Genomic DNA, 19,836 nt, shown 5'->3' on the forward strand with positions numbered 1-19,836 from the left:
TCGCTCAACGCCGCCGGCGGCCCGCTGAAGATCGAGGGTTCGGGCGAGAACATGACCGTCAACGGCGCGAAGATCCTCTGCGGCAACATCCCCACCAAGAACGCCACGGTCTTCGTGATCGACAAGGTGCTGACCCCGGGCACCAACAAGTAAGTCAGGAATTCCGGCCCAGTGCCGGGCCGAGGCGTTCCGCGATGTCGGTGAGGATCTGCACGTAATCTTCGTGGTCGAAGGTGAACGGCAGGGCGAAAGCCACCTCGTCGACTTCGCGGAACGCCTTGTGCGCGTGGAGGCGTTCCGCGATTTCCGCGGACGTGCCCACGAAATCGGGGGAAAAGAGCATCCGCGCCGGGCCTTGCGGTTCGGCCGTGCGCGGCAGCCGTTTCCGGGCGTAATCCTCGTACTTCGCGCGCTGCTCCGCGGTCGCGCTGTCGGTCGGGATCACGACCAGGCCCTGCGAGACCCGGGCGGCCTCGCCGTCCGGGTGGTGCGCGCGGAACGCCCTGATGTGCGACAGCTGGATTTCCGCGAAGTCCGTGCTGTCGCTTTCGGCCTTGACCACGCTGCTGGTCAGGAAGTTCATCGCGTGCTTGCCCGCCCACGCGGCCGAGCGCAGGCTCGCACCGCCGTACCACATCCGGTCGCCGAGCCCGGGTGCCTGCGGCTGCACCCGGTCGGAGAACACCTCGAACCCCTGGGTCCCGCTGAACCCGGTGGCCGGCTTGCCGCGCACGAAGCCGAGCAGCCGTTCCACGCGGTCGTAGGAGAAGTCCTCGACGTCGGCGGTGTCCGGGTAGAGGGCGCCTTTGACGTCGTCCCAGCGCATCGGCGGCCCCACGCTGAGGCCCGGGTTGAGCCGCCCGCCGGAGAGCAGGTCGACGGTGGCGAGGTCCTCGGCGAGCCGCAGCGGGTTCTCCCAGCCGAGCGGGATGACGGCGGTGCCGAGGTGGATCCGGCTGGTCCGCTGCGACGCGGCGGCGAGCACGGCGACCGGCGACGAGATGCCGTACTGCAGGTGCCGGTGCCGCACCCACGCGCTGTCGAACCCGAGCCGCTCACCCAGTTCGATGATCTCGAGGGTCGACTCGTGCCCCCGGCGCGGGTCGGCCGCGTCGAAGAGGCCGATGGTCAGGAAGCCGAGCTTCCGCAGAGGTCGTGCCACCCCGCCGATTCTGCTCCGGTGCTCCGGGGTGTCCCACGTGGTGGACTACCGCACCCGGTCCAGCCCGTCGAGGATCAGGTCCAGGCCGAACTCGAACTCCGCCTGGTCGTCGCACCAGCCCAGCGTCGAACCCGGGTCGTCGTGGGCGATCTCGCTCAGCATGGCCACCAGGTTCGGCAGCTGCGCGGCCACTTCCGCCGAGACCTCGGCCGACGCGCCCGGGCCGGGGTCGAACGGCTCCTGGCTGAACCCCAGGGCCCGGCTGCCGAGCGCGTGCAGCGCGTGGTGGATCCGGTCGTGCGAGAACCCGCCCTCGCGCATCAGGCCGACCAGGTTGTCGTAGTACTTCAGCACCGCCACGCTGGTCGAGGACCGCGTCCCGAACAGCGCCGGCGCCCAGCGGTGGCGGAGGAGCACCGCACGCGCGGCGAGGATGCGCCGCCGGGCCGTGTCCTTCCAGTCCGGGCCGGCGTCCAGGCGCGCGACGGCCTCGTTGATCTCCTGGGCCACGACGTCGACGATCCCGGCGAGCACGTCTTCCTTCTTGGCCACGTGGTAGTAGAGCGACATCGCTTCGGCGCCGAGCTCCTCCGCGAGCCGGCGCATCGTCACCGCGGCCAGGCCGTGCTCGTCGGCGAGCGCGACGGCCGTGCGCAGGACGCGCTCCCGGCTCAGCGGGATCCGGGCTTCGGTGGTCACGCGCAAGATCGTACAGCGTAAGTCTTCCTTGACGCGGCGTCGTGCCCGGAGCTACCTTACGACGTAAGACTTACAACGTAAGGGAGAGGTCATGAAGGCGCTCGTCCAGCGTGTGTACGGCCCGCCCGACAGTCTGACCTGGGAAGACGTACCCGATCCGGTGCCGGGCGAAGGCGAAGTGCTGGTCCGCGTGCACGCCACTTCGGTCAACCCGTACGACTGGCACTTCCTCAGAGGCGAGCCCTACGCGGCGCGGCTGATGACCGGCGGCTTCGGGCTGCGCCGCCCGCCGGTGGGCGTCCTCGGCTGCGACCTCGCGGGCCGGGTCGAGACCGCCGGGACGGAGTTCGGCCCCGGCGACGACGTCTACGCGCTGCTGCCCCGGGGTGCGCACGCCGAGTACGTCTGCGTGCCGGAGAGCCTGCTGGCGCGGATGCCGGCGAACCTCTCCCCCGAGCAGGCCGCGACGCTGCCGATGGCGGGCGTCACGGCGCTGCTCGCCCTGCGCGGGGTGCGGCCCGGGCACCGGGTCCTGGTCAACGGCGCTTCCGGCGGTGTCGGCACCTTCGCCGTCCAGCTGGCCAAGGCGCTCGGCGCGCACGTCGACGCCGTGTGCGGCGCGGCCAACGCCGACCTGGTCCGCTCGCTAGGCGCCGAACACGTCGTCGACTACCGGACCGAGGACTTCACCCGCGTCGGCCGCCGCTACGACTTCGTTCTGGACATCGCCGGCGGCCGGTCGGTGTTCGCCTGCCGCCGGATCCTCGAGCGCGGCGGGACGTTCGTCGCCGTCGGCGGCCCGGCCGGGCGCTGGCTGCAGCCCGCCGGGCACGTCTTCGCCGCGCTGGCCGCCGGGCCGTTCGCACGGCGGCGGGTCGTGCTCGCCGACGCGGTGGGCTGCCCGGACAAGAAGGCGGTCCTGGGTGAGCTGGCGGCGTTCGCCGAGCGCGGCGAGCTCACCCCGGTCCTCGACCGGACCTACCCGTTCGACGACCTGCGGGCCGCGTTCGCCTACCAGGAAGCCGGGCACACCAGGGGAAAGGTCGCCGTCACCCGCGCAGCGCGGTGATCGCGGCGAGCTCTTCGGGGCTCAGGACGAGGTCCTGCGCGGCGAGGTTCTCCCGCACGTGCGCGAGCGACGTCGTCCCGGGGATCGGCAGGACGGCGGGCGAGCGGTCGAGCAGCCAGGCGAGCGCGACCTGGGAGACGGTGGCGCCGTGGCGCGCGGCGATCGGTTCGAGGACGCCGCGGACCGCCGCCGGGCCTTCGGTGTCGGTCGGCGCGCCCGGCGTGCTGAGCGAGACCGGCTGCCAGGGGACGAAGACCGCGCCGGCCTCGGCGGCGGCGTCGAGCAACGGCTGTTCGTGGCGGTCCACCAGGTTGTAGTGCGCGGTGACGGCGGTGATCTCGACGATCTCCCGCGCCGCCTTCAGCTGCTCCAGCGTCACGTTGGACAGGCCGATGTGCCGGATCACGCCTTCCCGGCGCAGCTCGGCGAGCGTGCCGACCTGGTCTTCGAAGGATGCGTCCCGCGCGTAGCCGCTGTGCAGGTAGTAGAGGTCGATCCGCTCGACGCCGAGGCGGCGCGCGCTCAGCATCGCGGACTGGCGCAGGTACTGGCGGTGCCCGATCGCGGCGATCGTCGAGAGCTCCGGGCCGCTGCGGACGAAGCCGCCCTTGGTCGCGAGCAGCAGGTGCCCGGGGTAGGGGTGGAGGGCTTCGCGGATCAGCTGCTCGTTGGTGTGCGGGCCGTAGACGTCGGCGGTGTCGATCAGCGTCACGCCGGCGTCGACGACCCGGCGCAGCAGCTCGAGGCCCGCGGCCCGGTCGGGGTAGTCACCCCAGTGGCCGGGGCCGGTGAGCCGCATCGCGCCGTAGCCGATCCGGCCGGTCGTCAGGTCGCCGAGCTGGAGGGTGGTTCGTTCGGTCATGGCTCCACCGTCGCCCGGTCCTCCGGTGGCGGCCAGGGAGGGAACTGCCTATGCAGCCTGGTACCAGGCACGCGGCGGGCGGTCTTGCGACACTGGGGGCATGGCAGCCACCGAACTGGGCGAGTTCCTGCGGGCTCGTCGCGCGGCGCTCGACCCGCGACGGGCCGGGGTGCCCGACGACGGCCGGCTCCGGCGGGTCCCCGGCCTGCGCCGGGAGGAGCTGGCCCAGCTCGCGCACATCAGCATCGACTACGTGGTCCGGCTGGAGCAGGGCCGCACGCGGCGGGTGTCCCGGCCGGTCCTCGACGCGCTCGCGGACGCGTTGCAGCTCGCTCCGGACGAACGCGCGTACCTGTTCACGCTGGCCGACGTCGCCCCGGAGACCCGGGCACCGGCCGGGGACCACGTCGCCGGCCCGCTGCGGCAGCTGCTCGACGGCATGCCGGACGTGCCGGCGATGGTGCTCAACCGCCGTCAGGACGTGCTGGCCTGGAACCGCGCGGCGGTCGCGCTGCTGGGCGACTTCGGCGCGCGCCCGCCCGCCGAGCGCAACCTGATCCGGCTGACGTTCCTCGACGAGGACTACCGCGCCCGGTACGCGGACTGGCCGCGGGCCGCGGGCGCGTGCGTCGAGGTGCTGCGGATGGAGTCGGGCCGCGACCCGGCCGACCCGGTGCTCGCCGCGCTCGTGCGCGAGCTGCGGGAGAAGGACGCGGACTTCCGGCTGTGGTGGGAGCGCCACCAGGTGCGCGGGGCCCGCGAGCTGACCAAGACCTACCGCCACCCGGTGGCCGGCCCGGTCACCCTGGACGTCCAGCAGTTCGCCGTCGAGACGCACCCGGGTCAGCGGCTGGTGGCCTACACCGCCGAACCCGGGTCGCCGTCGGAAGAAGCGCTGCGGTTCCTGCTGCAGTGGTCCGCCGAGCCCGCGCAACGCTGACCGCGGGCCCGGCGGGCCGGGTGTCAGCCGTTGTGCGGGCAGTTGCCCCGGTAGTCCGAAATGGACAGGCTGGTGCCCGGGATCGGGCAGAGGAACTGCTCGTAGCGGGTGTCGTTGTCGATGAACCGCTTGAGCCAGGACAGCGTGTACTTCGCGATCGTCGTGTTCGACGAGTTCGGCGCGAAGTGGCTGGCACCGCGCAGTTCCAGGTACGCCTTGTCCAAAGAGGACGGCAGGCTGGTGTAGAACGGGATCGAGTGCGTCGCCACCGGCGCGATGGTGTCCGCTTCGGCCCCGACGACCAGCGTCGGCACGCGCACCGTCGACCAGCTCTTCGTCAGGTTCCAGCCGGTCAGCGGCACCGCGGCCTGCAGCGACGGCCGTGAGCGCGCCGCTTCGAGCGTACCGCCGCCGCCCATCGAGTGCCCGACGACGCCGAGCCTGCTGCTGTCGATGCGGGACCGCACCGAGCTCTGCTGGGTGAGGTAGTCGAGCGAGGCCAGCAGCTGCCTGCCCCGGCTGTCGGGCTGGTCGCTGGTGGTCAGGGTGTCGATGGTGAACACCACGAAGCCCTGGGACGCCAGGCGCGGGCCGAGCCACGCCATGCTCGACTGCGTGGCGGTGAAGCCGGGGGCGATGGAGATCGCGCCGAAGGTGCCGGCGGTGGTGGTCGTCGGGTAGTAGATGGTGCCGCCGCCGAAGCCGGAGACGGACAGCCGCGAAACGGTGGCGGTGCTGGTCGCGAAGCTGCCCCGGCTGGCCTCGATGCTGGCCGTGGTCGGGGCGGGCCCGCGTTCGTAGGGGTTGTCGGCGGCGGGTGCCGGCGAGGCGACCGCGGTGGTCACCGCCAGCGCGGCGGCGATGACCCCGGCGGCCTTGGCGCGCCAGGGGCGGCGGCGGGAAATTTTCTCACCCGGGCCAGACGACGTCGGCGGGCTGGTGAGTAAGGACATGGATCGCTCTCTTTCCCCGGGCAGGCGAAAGCGGGCCCGGACACGGACGGGCGGACCGATGGAACCGTTGCACGGCAACGAAGAGCGTGCCGTCACCCCGGGTGCGGGGAACCGCTTCCCGGTCGCCCTATGAAACACTTCGTCGAAATGTTCCACAACGGCCGAACGGGTGAGTGGTTGACAGACTGGGCGGTCGCTCAGTGGGTTGGAGAGGCGCGGCACTCACGCGCGTGACAAAACCGCCGGGTCCCGGGCGCTCAACGACCCGCACTTTCACGTGAAAGTGCGGGCTCAGGGGGTGGCGCTCGGCTCCAGCGCGCCGCGGACGAGCGTGTCCAGCAGGGTCGTGGCCACCGTCAGGTCGACCGTGCGCGCGGCCAGCACGTCCGAGTACAGGAACGACTCCCCGAGCCGCACCACCGCGAACGCGAGATCCGGCAGCCCCACCAACGGGGTCAGCCCGGCCGCCTCGGCGTCGGCGCGGAAGAGCTCCACGTGCTCGTCGACCAACGCCGGCTGGACCGCGCCGCGCGGATCGGTCAGCACCCGCAGGGCGACCGTCGACTCCGCCTCGATCAGCTTGCGCATGCCGTCGCTGGCGGCGACCTCGCGGCGGTACTCCTCCATGACCCACAGGCAGCGCAACCGGCCCTCCGGCGTGCGGACCGCGTCGCCGTGCGTGGTGCGCCAGCCGTCGAGCGCGCGCTGCCAGGTGCGGTCGGACAGCAGCCGCAGCCCCGCGCCCATGAGGTCGTCGCGGTTGCCGACGCGGCGGAAGAACGTCGTGCGCGAGATCCCCAGTTCGGCGGCCATCCGGCCGAGGTCGAGGCGGGTGCCGGTGATCAGCAGGCGGGCGGCGTGCCGGACGATGTCGTCGGTCGAGACGGTCACCGGGCCAACCCTATCCCGCAGGTCGCGGACAGTTACCTTGAAGTGCGCGGGGCCCGGTCGGTTAGCGTGGACGTCGTGCGCGTAGACATCTGGTCCGATCTGGTCTGTCCCTGGTGCTATCTCGGCAAACGCCGCTTCGAGCAGGCGGTCGCCGAACTCGGGGTCGACGTCGAGGTGGTGCACCACTCGTTCCAGCTCGACCCGTCGTTCCCGCGCGGGACTTCCCGGCCGACGCGCGAGGTGCTGTCCGAGAAGTACGGCCGGACACTGGAAGAAGCCGACGCGATGGAAGCGCAGATGGAAGAGCGCGCGGCCGCCGACGGGCTCGAATACCACCTGGACGGTGTCCACATGGGCAACACCGTCGACGGCCACCGCCTGGTCCACCTCGCCACCGACCGCGGCGTGGCCGACGCCGTCGTCGATCGCTTCTACCGCGCGCACTTCACCGAGCGCCGGTCGCTGTTCGACCGCGATTCACTGGTGGAGCTGGCCGCCGAAGCGGGCCTGGACGCGGCGGAAGCGCGGGCCGTGCTCGAATCCGACGCCTACGAAGCCGAAGTCGCGGCGGACGGCGAGCAGGCCCGCGCCCTCGGCGCGTCCGGCGTCCCGTTCTTCGTGGTCGACCAGCGCTTCGGCGTCGCCGGAGCCCAGTCGCCCGAGGTGTTCGCGCAGGTGCTGACGCGCGCGGCGGAGGTCAGCGGCGCCGCCGCCGGCTGAACCGCGACCGGTCGGTGGCGACGCCGGCCAGGTGCAAGGCGACGCACAGCAACCCGGCGGTGGTCAGCGTGCCGGTCGTGACGACCGGACCGAGCCCGAACCCGGCCAGCTCCATCAACAGGGCGAGCCCGAAGAGCACGGCGGCGAGAATGGCGAGCATGAGACCCTCGTTTCGGTGGGGATGACGCCGAATGGTCCACACCATTACGACGTTCGCGGTACCGGTGGTCCCGGCTTGGCTGGCCGGTAATGCCCCGGCTTCCGCGCGGTGAAACGAGAACTTCCGCGTGGCTGCCGCCCCCGTTTTCCACGCTACCGGCCGGCACCGACAATTCCACTGGGGGAGCCGAGCCGGACTCCGCGTCGCGTCAGGACGGGGGAGGCGCGGTGCTGGAGCGCAGGACCAGTTCCGTCGGCACGCTCACCGGTTCCCCCACCTCCGCGCCCGTCTCGATCTCCGCCAGCAGCGCCGCCACCGCGTAGCTGCCCACCGCCTCGAACGACTGGCGGATCGTCGTCAGCGGCGGCCAGAAGTGCGCCGACTCCTCCATGTCGTCGAACCCCACCACGCTCACCTCGCCCGGCACCGCCCGGCCCGCCTCGTGCAGTGCCCGCAGCAATCCCAGCGCCATCTGGTCGTTCGCCGCGAACACCGCCGTCACCGTGGGGTCCGCCGCCAGCGCCACCCCCGCCTCGTACCCCGACGACGGCGACCAGTCACCGGTCAGCACCGGGGGCACGAACGCGCCCGCGAGCTCCAAAGTGGACCGCCACGACTTCCGCCGCCGTTCGGCCGAATAGGACTGCGGGGGCCCCGCGATGTGCCACACCGTCTCGTGCCCCAGCGAAAGCAGGTGCCGGGTCGCCGTCGCGGCGCCGTCCGCCTGGTCCGTGTCGACGACCGGGTAGTCGTAGCGCGCGCTGGAGTCGATCACCACCACCGGGAGCCCGTGCGGGAGCTCGATCGAGCTCTGGTCGAGCTGGTGCTGCTCGATCAGGATGATCACGCCGTCGACCGCCTGCTCGTTGAGCTTGCTGAACGCGCCCGTCACCTCGCCCTGCGTCGGCCGCGTCACCGGCATCAGGATGATCGAAAACCCCTGGGCGACGACCGCCGCCGCGATGGCGTCCAGGGTGCGGCTGTTGCCGAACGTCGGGAGCGCCGAAATGATCACGCCGATGCTGCGGAACTTGCCGTTGCGCAGTGCGCGGGCCGCGCTGTTGGGGCGGTAGCCGATCCGGCGCATCGCGGCGAGGACCCGATCGCGCGTGGCGTCGTCGACGTTCGTCTTGCCGTTCGCGACCCGGGACACCGTCTGGCCGGAGACCCCAGCCTCGCGCGCGACGTCCGCCATCGACGGTCCACGGCGCGGGGAAGCAGTCGGCACGGGTGGCTCCTCGAAGTGTCCTGGACATGTTTACGTCAACACGTTACCCTCCGACCGTCCATGTTGACGTAAACATCTGCACGAACACCGGAGGGACGATGACGTCCACAGCGGCACCGCCGGTCGCGGCACCGGCCCGCCCGGCGCCGCCGGCCCGTCGCCGGCGGCGCAACTGGCGCGGCTGGCTCTTCGTCGCCCCCTTCATGCTGGTGTTCGCGCTGACGTTCATCGCGCCCGTCGTCTACGCCTTCGTCCTCAGCCTCTTCCGGGACCAGGCCTTCTTCGGTGGCACGGTGTTCGTCGGCGCCGACAACTACGCGCAGGTGCTCGCCGACCCGAAGTTCTGGGAGTCCTTCCAGCGGGTGCTGGTGTTCCTCGCCGTGCAGGTGCCGATCATGCTGCTGCTCGCGCTGGTCGCGGCGCTCGCGATCGACAGCGCCCGGCTGCACGCCGCCGGGTTCTTCCGGATCGTGATCTTCCTGCCCTACGCGGTGCCCGCCGTGGTCGCCGCGCTGATGTGGGGCTTCATCTACGGTGACCACTTCGGACTCGCCGCGGACCTCAACCACCTGCTCGGCACCGACGCCGTGAAACCGCTGTCCCAGAACTGGCTGCTCACGTCGATCGGCAACGTCGTCACGTGGGAGTTCGTCGGCTACAACATGCTCATCTTCTACTCGGCGCTGAAGGTGATCCCGAAGGAGCTGTTCGAAGCCGCCGCGATCGACGGCGCCGGCGCGTTCCGCACGATCGTCTCCGTCAAGCTCCCCGCGATCCGCGGCGCGATCGTGATCGCGACGATCTTCTCGATCATCGGCAGCTTCCAGCTGTTCAACGAACCCAACATCATGCGCAACCTGGTGCCGAACGTGATCGGCACCTTCTACACGCCGAACATGTACGCCTACAACCTTTCCTTCGCCGGCCAGCAGTACAACTACTCCGCCACGGTCGCGATCGTGATGGGCGTGATCACCGCGGTCATCGCCTACGTCGTGCAGCTGCGCGGCACCCGGAAGGGGATGTGACGTGGCCACGCTTTCGGTGACGCGCCCCAAGAAGTCGCGCACGCTCACCGCCGTCATGGCGCTGTACCTGCTCTACACCCTGGTTCCCCTGGTGTGGCTGGTGATCAACGCGACCAAGACGCAGGCGGCCCTGTTCTCGACGTCGGGCCTGTCCTTCGGCGGCCCGTTCGCGCTGTTCGACAACATCGCCCAGACGTTCACCTACAACAACGGGATCTTCTTCCGCTGGCTCGGCAACACCCTGCTCTACGTCGTGGTCGGCGCCGGCGGGGCGACCATCCTCGCCACGGCGGCGGGGTACGGGCTGGCCAAGTACCGCTTCCCGGGCCGCCGCGCGGTGTTCGCCGTCGTGCTCGGTGCGGTGGCCGTGCCCGCCACCGCGCTCGCCGTGCCGACGTTCCTGATGTTCAGCAAGCTCGGGCTGACCAACACCCCGCTCGCCATCATCATCCCGTCGCTGATCAGCCCGTTCGGCCTCTACCTGATCTGGGTCTACGCCGCCGACGCCATCCCCGACGAGCTGCTGGAAGCGGCGCGGATCGACGGCGCGGGCGAGTTCCGGATCTTCCTCACCGTGACGCTGCGCCAGCTCGTGCCCGGGATCGTCACCGTCGCGCTGTTCACCGTGGTGCAGACGTGGAACAACTACTTCCTGCCGCTGATCATGCTCAGCGAGCCCAAGTGGTACCCGCTGACCGTCGGGCTGAACCAGTGGAGCGCGCAGGCCAACGGTGCCGGAGCGCAGCCGATCTTCAACCTGGTGCTCACCGGTTCGCTGCTCACCATCATCCCCCTCGTCCTCGCTTTCCTGCTCATGCAACGGTTCTGGCAGTCCGGGCTGAGCGCGGGCAGCGTCAAGCAATAGCCGTCACACCGTCGTGAAGGGACATTCGATGTCACGCATCCGCAGTCGCGCCAAGGCGTTCGCCGCCGTGGCGCTGGCCGCCGCACTGGCGGCCGGTTGCTCGTCCGGGAGCTCGTCCGGGCCCGCCGCCGCCGGCACCCAGGACTCGGTCGACGCCGCGCTCAAGGCGGGCGGGGAGATCACCTACTGGAGCTGGACGCCGTCGGCCAAGGATCAGGTCGCCGCGTTCGAGAAGGAATACCCGAACGTCAAGGTCAACTACGTCAACGCCGGGACGAACAAGGACGAGTACACCAAGCTGCAGAACGCGATCAAGGCAGGCTCCGGCGCCCCGGACGTCGCGCAGATCGAGTACTACGCCCTGCCGCAGTTCGCGCTGACCGATTCACTCGCCGACCTGAACCAGTTCGGCTTCGGCTCGTTCGAAAAGGACTACAGCGCCTCGACGTGGGCGCAGGTCAAGAACGGCAACGGGGTCTACGGCCTGCCGCAGGACTCCGGGCCGATGGCACTGTTCTACAACAAGGAAGTCTTCGACAAGAACGCCATCGCCGTGCCGAAGACGTGGGACGAGTACATCGCCGCGGCGAAGAAGCTGCACGCCGCCGACCCCACCAAGTACATCACCTCGGACACCGGTGACCCGGGCTTCGTGCTGAGCATGATCTGGCAGGCGGGCGGGCGCCCCTTCGCCGTCGACGGCCGGAACGTGAAGGTCAACCTCGCCGACGCGGGCACCAAGAAGTGGACCGCGATGTGGGACCAGCTGATCCAGGGCAAGCAGCTCGCCCCGGTCAAGGAGTGGTCCGACGACTGGTTCCGCGCCCTCGGCGACGGCACCATCTCCTCGCTGGTCACCGGCGCCTGGATGCCGGGCAACTTCATCTCCTCGGTGCCCGGCGGGGCCGGCAAGTGGGCGGTCGCGCCGATGCCGACCTACGACGGTAAGCCGGTGACCTCGGAAAACGGTGGTAGCACGCAGTCGGTGCTCAAGCAGAGCAAGAACCCGGCGCTGGCCGCGGCGTTCGTGCGCTGGCTCAACCACGGCGGCGGTGTCCAGCCGTTCATCAAGAGCGGCGGCTTCCCGTCCACGACGGCGGACCTGGGCGCGCCCGCGTTCGTCGATCAGGCCGTGCCGTACTTCGGCGGCCAGAAGGTCAACGAGGTGCTGACCCAGGCGTCGAAGGACGTCGCACCGGGCTGGACCTACCTGCCGTACCAGACCTACGCCAACAGCGTCTTCAGCGACACCGCGGGCAAGGCCTACCTCAACGGCACCGGGCTCGACGCCGGGTTGGCGGCCTGGCAGCAGGCCATTGTGGACTACGGCAACCAGCAGGGCTTCACGGTCAGCGCGGGATGACCGTCCACATCGAAGGTGACGCGGGCCAGGTCGTCGGCCCGGTCCCGCGTCGCCTCTTCGGCTCGTTCGTCGAGCACATGGGCCGTTCCGTGTACACCGGGTTGTACGAGCCCGGACACTCCACTTCGGACGAACGCGGGTTCCGCGGCGACGTCCTGGAGCTGGTGCGGGAACTCGGGCCGACCGTCGTCCGGTACCCCGGCGGCAACTTCGTCTCCGGCTACCGCTGGGAGGACGGCGTCGGCCCGGACCGGCCCGTCCGGCTCGACCCGGCCTGGCACAGCGTGGAATCCAACCGCTTCGGCCTGCACGAGTTCGTCGCGTGGGCCGAAGCCGCGGGTGCCGAGGTGATGTACGCGGTCAACCTCGGCACCCGCGGCATCCAGGAAGCCGTCGACGTCCTGGAGTACTGCAACCACGCCGGTGGCACGGCGCTGAGCGAGCGGCGGCGCGCGAACGGCGCCGACCAGCCGTTCGGCTTCAAGCTGTGGTGCCTGGGCAACGAGATGGACGGCCCGTGGCAGATCGGCCACAAGACGGCCGACGAGTACGGCCGCTTGGCCGCCGAGACCGCGCGAGTCATGCGGATGATCGACCCGGCCGTCGAACTGGTCGTCGCGGGCAGCTCGCACGCGGACATGCCGACGTTCGGCGAGTGGGAACGCACGGTGCTGCGCCACACGGCCGGGCTGGTCGACCACATCTCGCTGCACGCCTACTACCAGGAACTGCACGGCGACACCGACAGCTACCTGGCCAGCGGGGCCGCGCTCGACGCCTACATCGGCAAGGTCGCCGGGATCATCGACGAACTCGGGCTCGGCGGCCGCGTCGGGATCAGCGTCGACGAGTGGAACGTCTGGGACCTGCGCCGCTGGAACGAAGTCGACCAGGCGCGCCTGGCCGAAGGCGGCTGGCGGGAGCACCCGCGGATCATCGAGGACGACTACACCGTCACCGATGCCGTCGTCTTCGGCTCGCTGCTGAGTTCGCTGCTGCGCAACGTCGACCACGTCACCATGGCGAACCAGGCGCAGCTGGTCAACGTCATCGCGCCGATCCGCACCGAGCCCGGCGGCCCGGCCTGGCGGCAGTCGACGTTCCACCCGTTCCGGCAGGTCGCCGCACTGGCCGGCGGGTCGAGCCTGCGCCTGACCGTCGACGGCCCGCGGCTGCGCACCGCGCAGCACGGCGAAGTCGACCTCGTCGACGTCGCCGCGACGGCCGAGGAGTCCGGGCGCGGCGCGGTGTTCCTGACCAACCGCGCCACGGCGTCGCCGACCGAGGTCCGCATCCGGCTCCGCGGCGCCGGGTTCGGCGTGTACGCCGCCGAAACGCTGACCGCGCCGGAGGGCGAAACCCGGCACACCGTCAACACCGCTGTCTCGCAACCGGTCCGGCCGGTGCCGCTCCCCGGCACCGCCGTGACGTCCGACCCAGGGGGGACCACCATCACCGCGACACTGCCACCGCTGTCCTGGACCGTGCTCCAGCTGAGCCCGGAGGCGGGCCGGCATGCCTGAGTTCGCCGTCGGGGACACCGACTTCCTGCTGGACGGCCGTCCGTTCCGGATCCTTTCCGGTGCCCTGCACTACTTCCGGGTGCACCCGGACCTGTGGGCCGACCGGATCGACAAGGCCCGGCGGATGGGCCTCAACACCATCGAGACGTACGTGCCGTGGAACGCGCACGCGCCCGAGCCCGGCGTCTTCGACCTCACCGGCGGGCTCGACCTGGACCGCTTCCTGCGGCTCGTCGCCGACGCCGGGATGTACGCGATCGTGCGGCCCGGCCCGTACATCTGTGCCGAATGGGACAACGGCGGCCTGCCGGCGTGGCTGTTCCGCGACCCGGAGGTGGGGGTGCGGCGCTTCGAACCGCGCTACCTCGCCGCCGTGCGCGAGTACCTCACGCGCGTCTACGAAGTCGTGGTCCCGCACCAGGTCGACCGCGGCGGGCCGGTGCTGCTGGTCCAGGTCGAGAACGAGTACGGCGCGTTCGGCGACGACAAGCGCTACCTGAAAGCGCTTGCCGAGCACACGCTTGCGTCGGGGATCACGGTGCCGCTGACCACAGTGGACCAGCCGACGCCGGAGATGCTCGAGGCCGGCAGCCTGGACGGGGTGCACCGCACCGCTTCCTTCGGGTCCGGCGCGGTGGAGCGGCTGGCGATCCTGCGGGCGCACCAGCCGACCGGGCCGTTGATGTGCAGTGAGTTCTGGAACGGCTGGTTCGACAACTGGGGCGCGCACCACCACACGACGTCCGCCGCGGATTCGGCGGCCGAGCTCGACGCACTCCTCGCGGCCGGCGCGTCGGTCAACCTGTACATGTTCCACGGCGGCACCAACTTCGGGTTCACCAACGGCGCCAACGACAAGGGCGTCTACCAGCCGATCGTGACGTCCTACGACTACGACGCGCCGCTCGACGAAGCCGGTGACCCGACGCCGAAGTACCACGCCTTCCGCGACGTGATCGCCCGCTACCACAAGGTTCCCGACACCGTCCCACCGCCGGCGCGCCCGGCACCGACCCCGCACGGCGTCCTGCGCGACCCGGTCCGCCTCCTCGACGCCCCGGACCGCTGGGGCACCTGGGAGTTCCACGAAGAGCTGCCCGCGTTCGACGACCTGACGCCGATGCCGCGGCTGGCGTTGCTGCGCTGCGCCGTCGAGGGGGACCGGCCCGGCGTGCTGACCTTCGGCGAGGTGCGCGACCGCGCGACGGTGTTCTTCGACGGCGACCCGGTGGGCACGCTCTCGCGGGAGCACCACGACCGCGCGATCGCGCTGCCGCGGGCGGCGGGCGAGCTGCTGGTGCTGGTCGAGGACCAGGGCCGCGTCGACTACGGCCCGAGGATCGGCGAGGCCAAGGGGATCGTCGGCGGCGCGGAGCTGCACGGCGAGCCGCTGACCGGCTGGGACGTCCTGCCGTTCGACCTGACCGAGGTGCCTTCGCTGCGGTCCGCGACCAAGGCCGTGGTTCCGGGCCCGGTGGCGGGGCCGGTCCTGCTGCGCGCCGACATCGATGTCGACGCGCCCGCCGACCTCTTCCTCGACACCGGGGAGTGGGGCAAGGGCCTGGCGTGGTTCAACGGCTTCCCGCTCGGCCGGTACTGGCGGCGCGGGCCGCAGCGGACGTTGTACGTGCCGCGCCCGGTGGTCCGGGCCGGCGGCAACGAACTCGTCGTGCTCGAACTGGGCACGATGCTCGACCCCGCGGCCCGGTTCACGCCGCGGCCGCTGCTGGGCCACACGGAGGCCTGAGAGAGGTCCCCCACCGCACCGAAGGGCAGTTCGACGATGAACCGCAGGCGTTTGCTCACCGTCCTTTGTGTACCTCTGATCGGCGCCGCGGTGGTCGCGGCACCGGCGGCGGCGGCCACCGCCGTCACGGTCAAGCCCGACCCGGCCTACCGGCAGCAGCCGTTCGACGGCTGGGGCGCCAGCCTGGCCTGGATGGCCGAGGCGACCGGCGGCTACCCCGACGCGATCCGCAACCGGCTGGCCGACCTGGTCTTCGGCGCCGACGGGCTGAACCTGAACATCGCCCGGTTCGACGTCGGCGGCGGCAACGCCCCCGACGTCCCGCCGTACCTGCGCGCGGGCGGCGCCGTCCCGGGCTGGTGGAAGGCGCCGGCGGGCACCACGCGCGCGGACAAGGATTGGTGGACCCCCGGCGACCCGGCCGAGTTCGACACCGCCGCGGACCCGAACCAGCGCTGGTGGGTCGACAGGATCAAGCAGCGCGTCACGAAGTGGGAGGCGTTCAGCAACTCGCCGCCGTACTTCCAGACCGTGTCGGGATACGTCTCGGGCGGCTTCACCGCCACCGACGAGCAGCTGCGCCCGGACAAGATCGGCGACTTCACCGCGTACCTGGCGCAGGCGGTGCGCACCCTCGAACGCGCGCACGGCATCAAGTTCACCTCGGTGAACCCGCTGAACGAGCCCAACACGAACTACTGGAAGACCACCCTCGGCGCCGACGGCAACCCGACCGGCGGGCGGCAGGAAGGCGCGCACATCGGCCCGTCGGTCCAGGCGCAGCTGATCCCGGCGATGGCGGCCGCGCTGGCCGGGTCGAAGACGATCGTCTCCGCGCCCGACGAGACCAACCCGGACATCTTCGCCGCGGACTGGTCCGGCTGGTCGGACGCGGCCCGCGCGGCGGCGGGCCGGCTCAACGTGCACACCTACGGCACCGGCAACCGGCCGATCCCGCGGGACCTGGCCAAGGGCGCGTCGAAGCCGCTGTGGATGAGCGAGGTCGGCGGGAGCTGGCTCGACCGGCAGGACTTCACGTCGATGGACCCCGGCCTCGGAATGGCCGAGCAGATCACCGACGACCTGCGCCTGCTGGAGCCGAGCGCGTGGGTGAGCTGGCAGCCGATCGAGGACTACAACAACATGAAGCCCGGCGGGGAGTCCGCGGCCGGGATGAACTGGGGCGAGATCCAGGTCCCCTTCGACTGCCCGGCCTCGGCCACGCCGCAGACGTGCCGGATCCGGACCAACACGAAGTTCGACACGATGCGGAACTTCACCCACTACATCCGGCCGGGTGACCGGCTGACCGGGGTGGACGACCCGGCGTCGACGGCCGCCATGCGCGGCGAGGACCTGGCGACGGTCGTGCACACGAACGCGGGCACGGACGCCCAGGACGTCACCCTCGACCTGTCCGGCTTCCGCGGCATCCGCCCGGGTGCCTCGGTGACGCCGGTCGTCACCGACGTCACGGGTGCGTTGAAGCGGGGCAAGCCGGTGAAGGTGACGTCGGCGCACGCCACGCTGCGGGTGCCCGCGCGCTCGGTGACGAGCTTCCTGGTCGACGGCGTCTCCGCGACGGCGGCCGGCACGGGCCTGGGCTCGGGCAAGCCGTTCGCCTTCACCGGCGTGCAGAGCGGCAAGACGCTCTCGGCGGAGAACGGCACCCTGGTCCAGCGCACGACCGACGCCTCGGCGGTCACCCAGCGTTGGACGCTCACCGACCGCACCGGCCGCTACGGCAACCGCGACCGGTTCACGATCACCAACACGGGCACCGGCCAGGTGCTGGCCACGGCCGGCGGCGCGGTGACCCTGGCCCCGGCGGGCACGTGCGACCCGGCCGCCCAGTGGACGCTCTCCACGACCGGCGACGGCACGTGGACGTTCGTCAACGCGGCGACCGGGCAACTGCTGGACGTGCCGGGCGAGTCCCGCGACGACGGCGCCCGGATCGGCCTGTACCGGCCGACCAACGGCCCGAACCAGCGCTGGCAGGCCGTGGCCCGCTGACCGCGGTCCGTCGTCGGCGGCCCACCGGCGCGGCCCTCGCCGGACCGGGGGCCCTGGGCCGGTAGAGTTCACCCGGACCCGTTGAAACGCCAGCGGTGGTCTTGGTTGACGCTGCTGGCGAGCTCATCCCCGTGCTCGCCGCTTGACGCATGGGAGGGGTGGGCCTTGCCGACCACTGGCGACGGCATGGCGGAGCGGGTCGACGAGCTGAACGCCGTACTGGCCGATCTCGTCGGGGTCCTCGAATCGGTGTCCGACACACCCGGGCTGCTCGACGCGGTCTGCGGCGAGGCGGTCCGCGTGGTGCCGGACGCGGACCTGGCCAGCATCATGGTGGTCCGCGACGGCGTGACGCAGACGGCGGCGTTCACCGACGAGCGCGCCCGGCGCATCGACGACGTGCAGTACGCGGCGGGCGACGGTCCCGGCCTGGTCGCGGCGCTGACGGGCGAAGTCGTGCGGGTGACCGTCGGCGAGACGGACGAGCAGTGGCCCGAGTTCGTGGCCGCGGCGAAGGAAACCGGCGTCGGCAGCTACCTGGCGGTCCCGCTGCGCGTGGACGACACCCTGGTCGGCGCGGTCACGCTGTTCGGCTTCGGCGCCCACGGCTACCACGAGTTCGACACGAAGGTGCTGCGCCTGTTCACGTTGTGCGTGGAGACGGTCCTGCGCCTGACCCGCCGCTACCGCGAAGCCCGGCGCCTGGCCGACGAGCTGCGCAACGCGATGGAGACGCGCGCGGTGATCGAGCAGGCCAAAGGCATGCTGATGCTGATCCACCGGGTCAACGAGGACGCCGCGATGCAACGCCTGATCGTGGAGTCCCAGCACACGAACATCAAGCTCCGCGACGTCGCGGCCCGCTTCACGAGGAGGATGAGCTCGGCCGACGGCGGTCCGCCGCGCCACTGAACAACGTCCCGAGACCGTCCTGGACCGGCTCCGCACCGAGCCGGTCCAGCGCGTCCCAGACGGTGACGGCGGTGGCGGTCAGCACCGGTTTGCCGAGCCGCGCTTCCAGCTCACCGAGCAGCGGCGTGGTGTGCAGGGCGGTCTCGGGCAGGAGCACGGCTTCGGCGTCGTCGTGCGCGCCGGCTTCGGCCAGTCCGGTGATCCGCGCCGGGCTCCAAGTGGCCAGGTCCCGGTCCGAGCCGGCGCCGGCCGAGACCGCGTGCACCGTCTCGACGCCCGTCTCGGTGAGGAACGCGGCGAACCGGGCGGTCAGCTCCGGGTGGTAGACGGAAGCGAGTGCGACGCGCCCGGCGCCCAGCCGCTCGAGCGCGGCGAGGTAGGCGAGTGAAGTGCTGCTCGCGGGCACTCCGAGGTGCGCGGCGAGCGCGCCGGCCTGGGCGCGGGCGCCGTCGAGCCCGCGGGTGAAACTGCAGCTCGAGCAGGCCCAGCTGACGACGTCCGGGGTGGTGGCGAACGCGTCGGCGGCCCGGGTGAGGCGCTCGGGCGCGCCGATCTCGCGCACGGCCGCGATCTGGCCTGCCGCGTCCGACCGGCCGGCGGCCGGGCCCCACTCCGGATAGGCGAAGCCGACGCCGATGGCCGGGTCGAGCCGCCGGCACAGCTCGGCGAAGTCGTCCTCGCCGCGGTCGCGGGTCGGGTACAGCAGTCCGAGTTCCATGCCCCCGGGCTACCCGGATTTGGCGGACGGGCGCCGGTGCAGGAGGTCGAACCGCGACCACATGGCCTCCGCCGCCTCGATCGACTCGCTCGTGCGGGCCGGGTCGGCCGCCGCCAGCTGGGCGACGATCGCCTGGACCAGGGCCATGCCCGCGGTCAGGGACGGGAAGAACGTCACGCCCTCGGCGGGCACCATCAGCACGTGCTCGGCCGCGCCCGCGAGCGCCGGGCTGGCGGCGTCGGTGATGGCGAAGACGCGCGCGCCGCGGCTCTTCGCCTCGTTCGCCGCCAGGACCGTGCTCTCGTAAAGGCGCCAGAAGCTGATGGCGACCAGGACGTCGTCGCCGGTCAGCTTCGCCGTCTGGTTGGCGAGCTCCGCGTCGCCCGCCGTCACGGCGTGGACGTCGTAACCGGCCAGGCGCGCGTTGTGCGCCATCGCGATCCCGACCGCCGCGTAGCTGCCGTCGGCGATGACCAGCGTGCGGCGGGCCGCGCCGATCGCGCGGGCGACTTCGCGCAGCACCTCCTCGTCGAACCGGCGGTTGAGCAGGGCCAGGCCGTCGAGGTCGCGGCGCAGGGACGCCGAGCCCGGCGAGTCGACGCCGCGGTGCTCCTCGGCGACCTGCGGCGCGCTCAGCGACGACATGTACCGCGCCCGCAGCTCCTGCTGCAGCGCCGGCCACCCGGCGAAGCCCAGCGCCTGCGCCGTGCGCGTCACGGTCGCGACGTTGACGCCGGCGAGCTGCGCCAGCTCGGCCGTCGACCCGAACGACGCCCGCCGCGGCTGGGAGACCAGCACCTCCAGCACGGCGGCCGACTTCGGCCGCAGGCCCCGCGCGGGCAGCCGGTCGCGCAGCCACGTCTCGAAACCGTCGTCGGTCTCCGCCACTTCGGTGCCTCCCCTCGTCCGCGTAGACCGTAACGCAGCGAGTTCGTCTTGCAATGAACGTTGCAAATTCCGAGAAACGCAGTATACGTTGT

At 71.5% G+C, this 19,836-nt stretch carries 20 protein-coding genes; 11 read left to right on the forward strand and 9 right to left on the reverse strand.

The features are described from left to right. The coding region (locus AB0B33_RS19710; RefSeq protein WP_360774138.1) for a fasciclin domain-containing protein at window positions 1-153 on the forward strand (153 nt) is incomplete at its 5' end. Window position 154: 1 nt separating this feature from the next. On the opposite strand, the gene AB0B33_RS19715 is transcribed toward AB0B33_RS19710, so the two are convergent. Further along, complete coding sequence (locus tag AB0B33_RS19715; RefSeq protein ID WP_360773565.1) at window positions 155-1,162, reverse strand: LLM class flavin-dependent oxidoreductase; 1,008 nt, start codon at window positions 1,160-1,162, stop codon at window positions 155-157. Window positions 1,163-1,207: 45 nt separating this feature from the next. Further along, entirely contained in the window at window positions 1,208-1,861 is a 654-nt protein-coding gene (locus AB0B33_RS19720) for a TetR/AcrR family transcriptional regulator C-terminal domain-containing protein (RefSeq protein WP_360773568.1), read from the reverse strand. Between the two features lie 91 nt (window positions 1,862-1,952). Between AB0B33_RS19720 and AB0B33_RS19725 the strand changes: the two genes are divergently transcribed. Next, window positions 1,953-2,930: an NAD(P)-dependent alcohol dehydrogenase gene (locus AB0B33_RS19725; protein WP_360773571.1), complete on the forward strand. Its 978-nt coding sequence runs from the start codon at window positions 1,953-1,955 to the stop codon at window positions 2,928-2,930. Here the strand turns inward: AB0B33_RS19725 and AB0B33_RS19730 are convergent. Continuing rightward, window positions 2,911-3,792: an aldo/keto reductase gene (locus AB0B33_RS19730; RefSeq protein WP_360773574.1), complete on the reverse strand. Its 882-nt coding sequence runs from the start codon at window positions 3,790-3,792 to the stop codon at window positions 2,911-2,913. The genes AB0B33_RS19725 and AB0B33_RS19730 overlap by 20 nt on opposite strands. A 100-nt stretch (window positions 3,793-3,892) precedes the next feature. Between AB0B33_RS19730 and AB0B33_RS19735 the strand changes: the two genes are divergently transcribed. Further along, window positions 3,893-4,732, forward strand: coding sequence for a helix-turn-helix transcriptional regulator (locus AB0B33_RS19735; protein ID WP_360773577.1), 840 nt, complete (start codon window positions 3,893-3,895; stop codon window positions 4,730-4,732). A 23-nt stretch (window positions 4,733-4,755) separates the two neighbouring features. On the opposite strand, the gene AB0B33_RS19740 is transcribed toward AB0B33_RS19735, so the two are convergent. Beyond that, the gene (locus AB0B33_RS19740; protein WP_247019642.1) at window positions 4,756-5,685 is read right to left on the reverse strand and encodes a dienelactone hydrolase family protein; all 930 of its coding nucleotides are present in this window, start codon (window positions 5,683-5,685) and stop codon (window positions 4,756-4,758) included. Between the two features lie 291 nt (window positions 5,686-5,976). Continuing rightward, window positions 5,977-6,576, reverse strand: coding sequence for a QsdR family transcriptional regulator (locus tag AB0B33_RS19745; RefSeq protein WP_360773581.1), 600 nt, complete (start codon window positions 6,574-6,576; stop codon window positions 5,977-5,979). An 87-nt stretch (window positions 6,577-6,663) separates the two neighbouring features. Between AB0B33_RS19745 and AB0B33_RS19750 the strand changes: the two genes are divergently transcribed. After that, the gene (locus tag AB0B33_RS19750) at window positions 6,664-7,296 is read left to right on the forward strand and encodes a DsbA family oxidoreductase (RefSeq protein WP_360774141.1); all 633 of its coding nucleotides are present in this window, start codon (window positions 6,664-6,666) and stop codon (window positions 7,294-7,296) included. Here AB0B33_RS19750 and AB0B33_RS19755 read toward each other — a convergent pair. Both AB0B33_RS19755 and AB0B33_RS19760 read right to left on the reverse strand, forming a co-directional pair. Further along, window positions 7,274-7,456 carry a hypothetical protein gene (locus tag AB0B33_RS19755; protein WP_160701928.1) on the reverse strand — a complete coding sequence of 61 codons (183 nt, stop codon included), beginning with the start codon at window positions 7,454-7,456 and terminating at the stop codon, window positions 7,274-7,276. The two genes, AB0B33_RS19750 and AB0B33_RS19755, sit on opposite strands and share 23 nt — an antisense overlap. A 208-nt stretch (window positions 7,457-7,664) precedes the next feature. Then, a complete protein-coding gene (locus tag AB0B33_RS19760; protein ID WP_360774144.1) occupies window positions 7,665-8,651 on the reverse strand; it encodes a LacI family DNA-binding transcriptional regulator in 987 nt (328 codons plus the stop codon). Window positions 8,652-8,782: 131 nt separating this feature from the next. On the opposite strand from AB0B33_RS19760, the gene AB0B33_RS19765 reads away from it, so the two are divergent. From AB0B33_RS19765 to AB0B33_RS19795, 7 genes are all read left to right on the forward strand, one after another. Next, window positions 8,783-9,712: a sugar ABC transporter permease gene (locus tag AB0B33_RS19765; RefSeq protein ID WP_247019646.1), complete on the forward strand. Its 930-nt coding sequence runs from the start codon at window positions 8,783-8,785 to the stop codon at window positions 9,710-9,712. 1 nt (window position 9,713) lies between these two features. Next, a complete protein-coding gene (locus AB0B33_RS19770) occupies window positions 9,714-10,577 on the forward strand; it encodes a carbohydrate ABC transporter permease (protein ID WP_360773586.1) in 864 nt (287 codons plus the stop codon). Window positions 10,578-10,605: 28 nt separating this feature from the next. Continuing rightward, the gene (locus AB0B33_RS19775) at window positions 10,606-11,940 is read left to right on the forward strand and encodes a sugar ABC transporter substrate-binding protein (RefSeq protein ID WP_360773589.1); all 1,335 of its coding nucleotides are present in this window, start codon (window positions 10,606-10,608) and stop codon (window positions 11,938-11,940) included. Continuing rightward, a complete protein-coding gene (locus AB0B33_RS19780) occupies window positions 11,937-13,463 on the forward strand; it encodes an alpha-L-arabinofuranosidase C-terminal domain-containing protein (RefSeq protein ID WP_360773592.1) in 1,527 nt (508 codons plus the stop codon). The genes AB0B33_RS19775 and AB0B33_RS19780 overlap by 4 nt, the downstream gene beginning before the upstream one ends. Next, complete coding sequence (locus AB0B33_RS19785) at window positions 13,456-15,210, forward strand: beta-galactosidase family protein (protein WP_360773595.1); 1,755 nt, start codon at window positions 13,456-13,458, stop codon at window positions 15,208-15,210. Before AB0B33_RS19780 ends, AB0B33_RS19785 begins: the two co-directional genes overlap by 8 nt. 36 nt (window positions 15,211-15,246) lie before the next feature. Continuing rightward, entirely contained in the window at window positions 15,247-17,226 is a 1,980-nt protein-coding gene (locus AB0B33_RS19790; protein WP_360773598.1) for an RICIN domain-containing protein, read from the forward strand. Window positions 17,227-17,412: 186 nt separating this feature from the next. Continuing rightward, window positions 17,413-18,138: a GAF and ANTAR domain-containing protein gene (locus AB0B33_RS19795; protein WP_360774147.1), complete on the forward strand. Its 726-nt coding sequence runs from the start codon at window positions 17,413-17,415 to the stop codon at window positions 18,136-18,138. Here AB0B33_RS19795 and AB0B33_RS19800 read toward each other — a convergent pair. Together AB0B33_RS19800 and AB0B33_RS19805 are read right to left on the reverse strand one after the other, a co-directional pair. Continuing rightward, entirely contained in the window at window positions 18,092-18,856 is a 765-nt protein-coding gene (locus AB0B33_RS19800; RefSeq protein WP_360773601.1) for a decarboxylase, read from the reverse strand. The genes AB0B33_RS19795 and AB0B33_RS19800 overlap by 47 nt on opposite strands. A gap of 9 nt (window positions 18,857-18,865) precedes the next feature. After that, window positions 18,866-19,744 carry a MurR/RpiR family transcriptional regulator gene (locus tag AB0B33_RS19805; protein WP_360773605.1) on the reverse strand — a complete coding sequence of 293 codons (879 nt, stop codon included), beginning with the start codon at window positions 19,742-19,744 and terminating at the stop codon, window positions 18,866-18,868. Window positions 19,745-19,836: the final 92 nt, after the last annotated feature.

The organism is Amycolatopsis sp. NPDC049159 (assembly GCF_040648295.1).
Classification (GTDB): domain Bacteria; phylum Actinomycetota; class Actinomycetes; order Mycobacteriales; family Pseudonocardiaceae; genus Amycolatopsis; species Amycolatopsis pretoriensis_A.

Excerpts from the sequence above, each read along its gene's own strand:
- AB0B33_RS19725 (WP_360773571.1), top strand. The coding sequence starts at position 1,953 with ATGAAGGCGCTCGTCCAGCGTGTGTACGGCCCGCCCGACAGTCTGACC.
- AB0B33_RS19730 (WP_360773574.1), bottom strand. The coding sequence starts at position 3,792 with ATGACCGAACGAACCACCCTCCAGCTCGGCGACCTGACGACCGGCCGG.
- AB0B33_RS19735 (WP_360773577.1), top strand. The coding sequence starts at position 3,893 with ATGGCAGCCACCGAACTGGGCGAGTTCCTGCGGGCTCGTCGCGCGGCG.
- AB0B33_RS19740 (WP_247019642.1), bottom strand. The coding sequence starts at position 5,685 with ATGTCCTTACTCACCAGCCCGCCGACGTCGTCTGGCCCGGGTGAGAAA.
- AB0B33_RS19755 (WP_160701928.1), bottom strand. The coding sequence starts at position 7,456 with ATGCTCGCCATTCTCGCCGCCGTGCTCTTCGGGCTCGCCCTGTTGATG.
- AB0B33_RS19760 (WP_360774144.1), bottom strand. The coding sequence starts at position 8,651 with ATGGCGGACGTCGCGCGCGAGGCTGGGGTCTCCGGCCAGACGGTGTCC.
- AB0B33_RS19765 (WP_247019646.1), top strand. The coding sequence starts at position 8,783 with ATGACGTCCACAGCGGCACCGCCGGTCGCGGCACCGGCCCGCCCGGCG.
- AB0B33_RS19775 (WP_360773589.1), top strand. The coding sequence starts at position 10,606 with ATGTCACGCATCCGCAGTCGCGCCAAGGCGTTCGCCGCCGTGGCGCTG.
- AB0B33_RS19780 (WP_360773592.1), top strand. The coding sequence starts at position 11,937 with ATGACCGTCCACATCGAAGGTGACGCGGGCCAGGTCGTCGGCCCGGTC.
- AB0B33_RS19785 (WP_360773595.1), top strand. The coding sequence starts at position 13,456 with ATGCCTGAGTTCGCCGTCGGGGACACCGACTTCCTGCTGGACGGCCGT.
- AB0B33_RS19790 (WP_360773598.1), top strand. The coding sequence starts at position 15,247 with ATGAACCGCAGGCGTTTGCTCACCGTCCTTTGTGTACCTCTGATCGGC.
- AB0B33_RS19795 (WP_360774147.1), top strand. The coding sequence starts at position 17,413 with ATGGCGGAGCGGGTCGACGAGCTGAACGCCGTACTGGCCGATCTCGTC.
- AB0B33_RS19800 (WP_360773601.1), bottom strand. The coding sequence starts at position 18,856 with ATGGAACTCGGACTGCTGTACCCGACCCGCGACCGCGGCGAGGACGAC.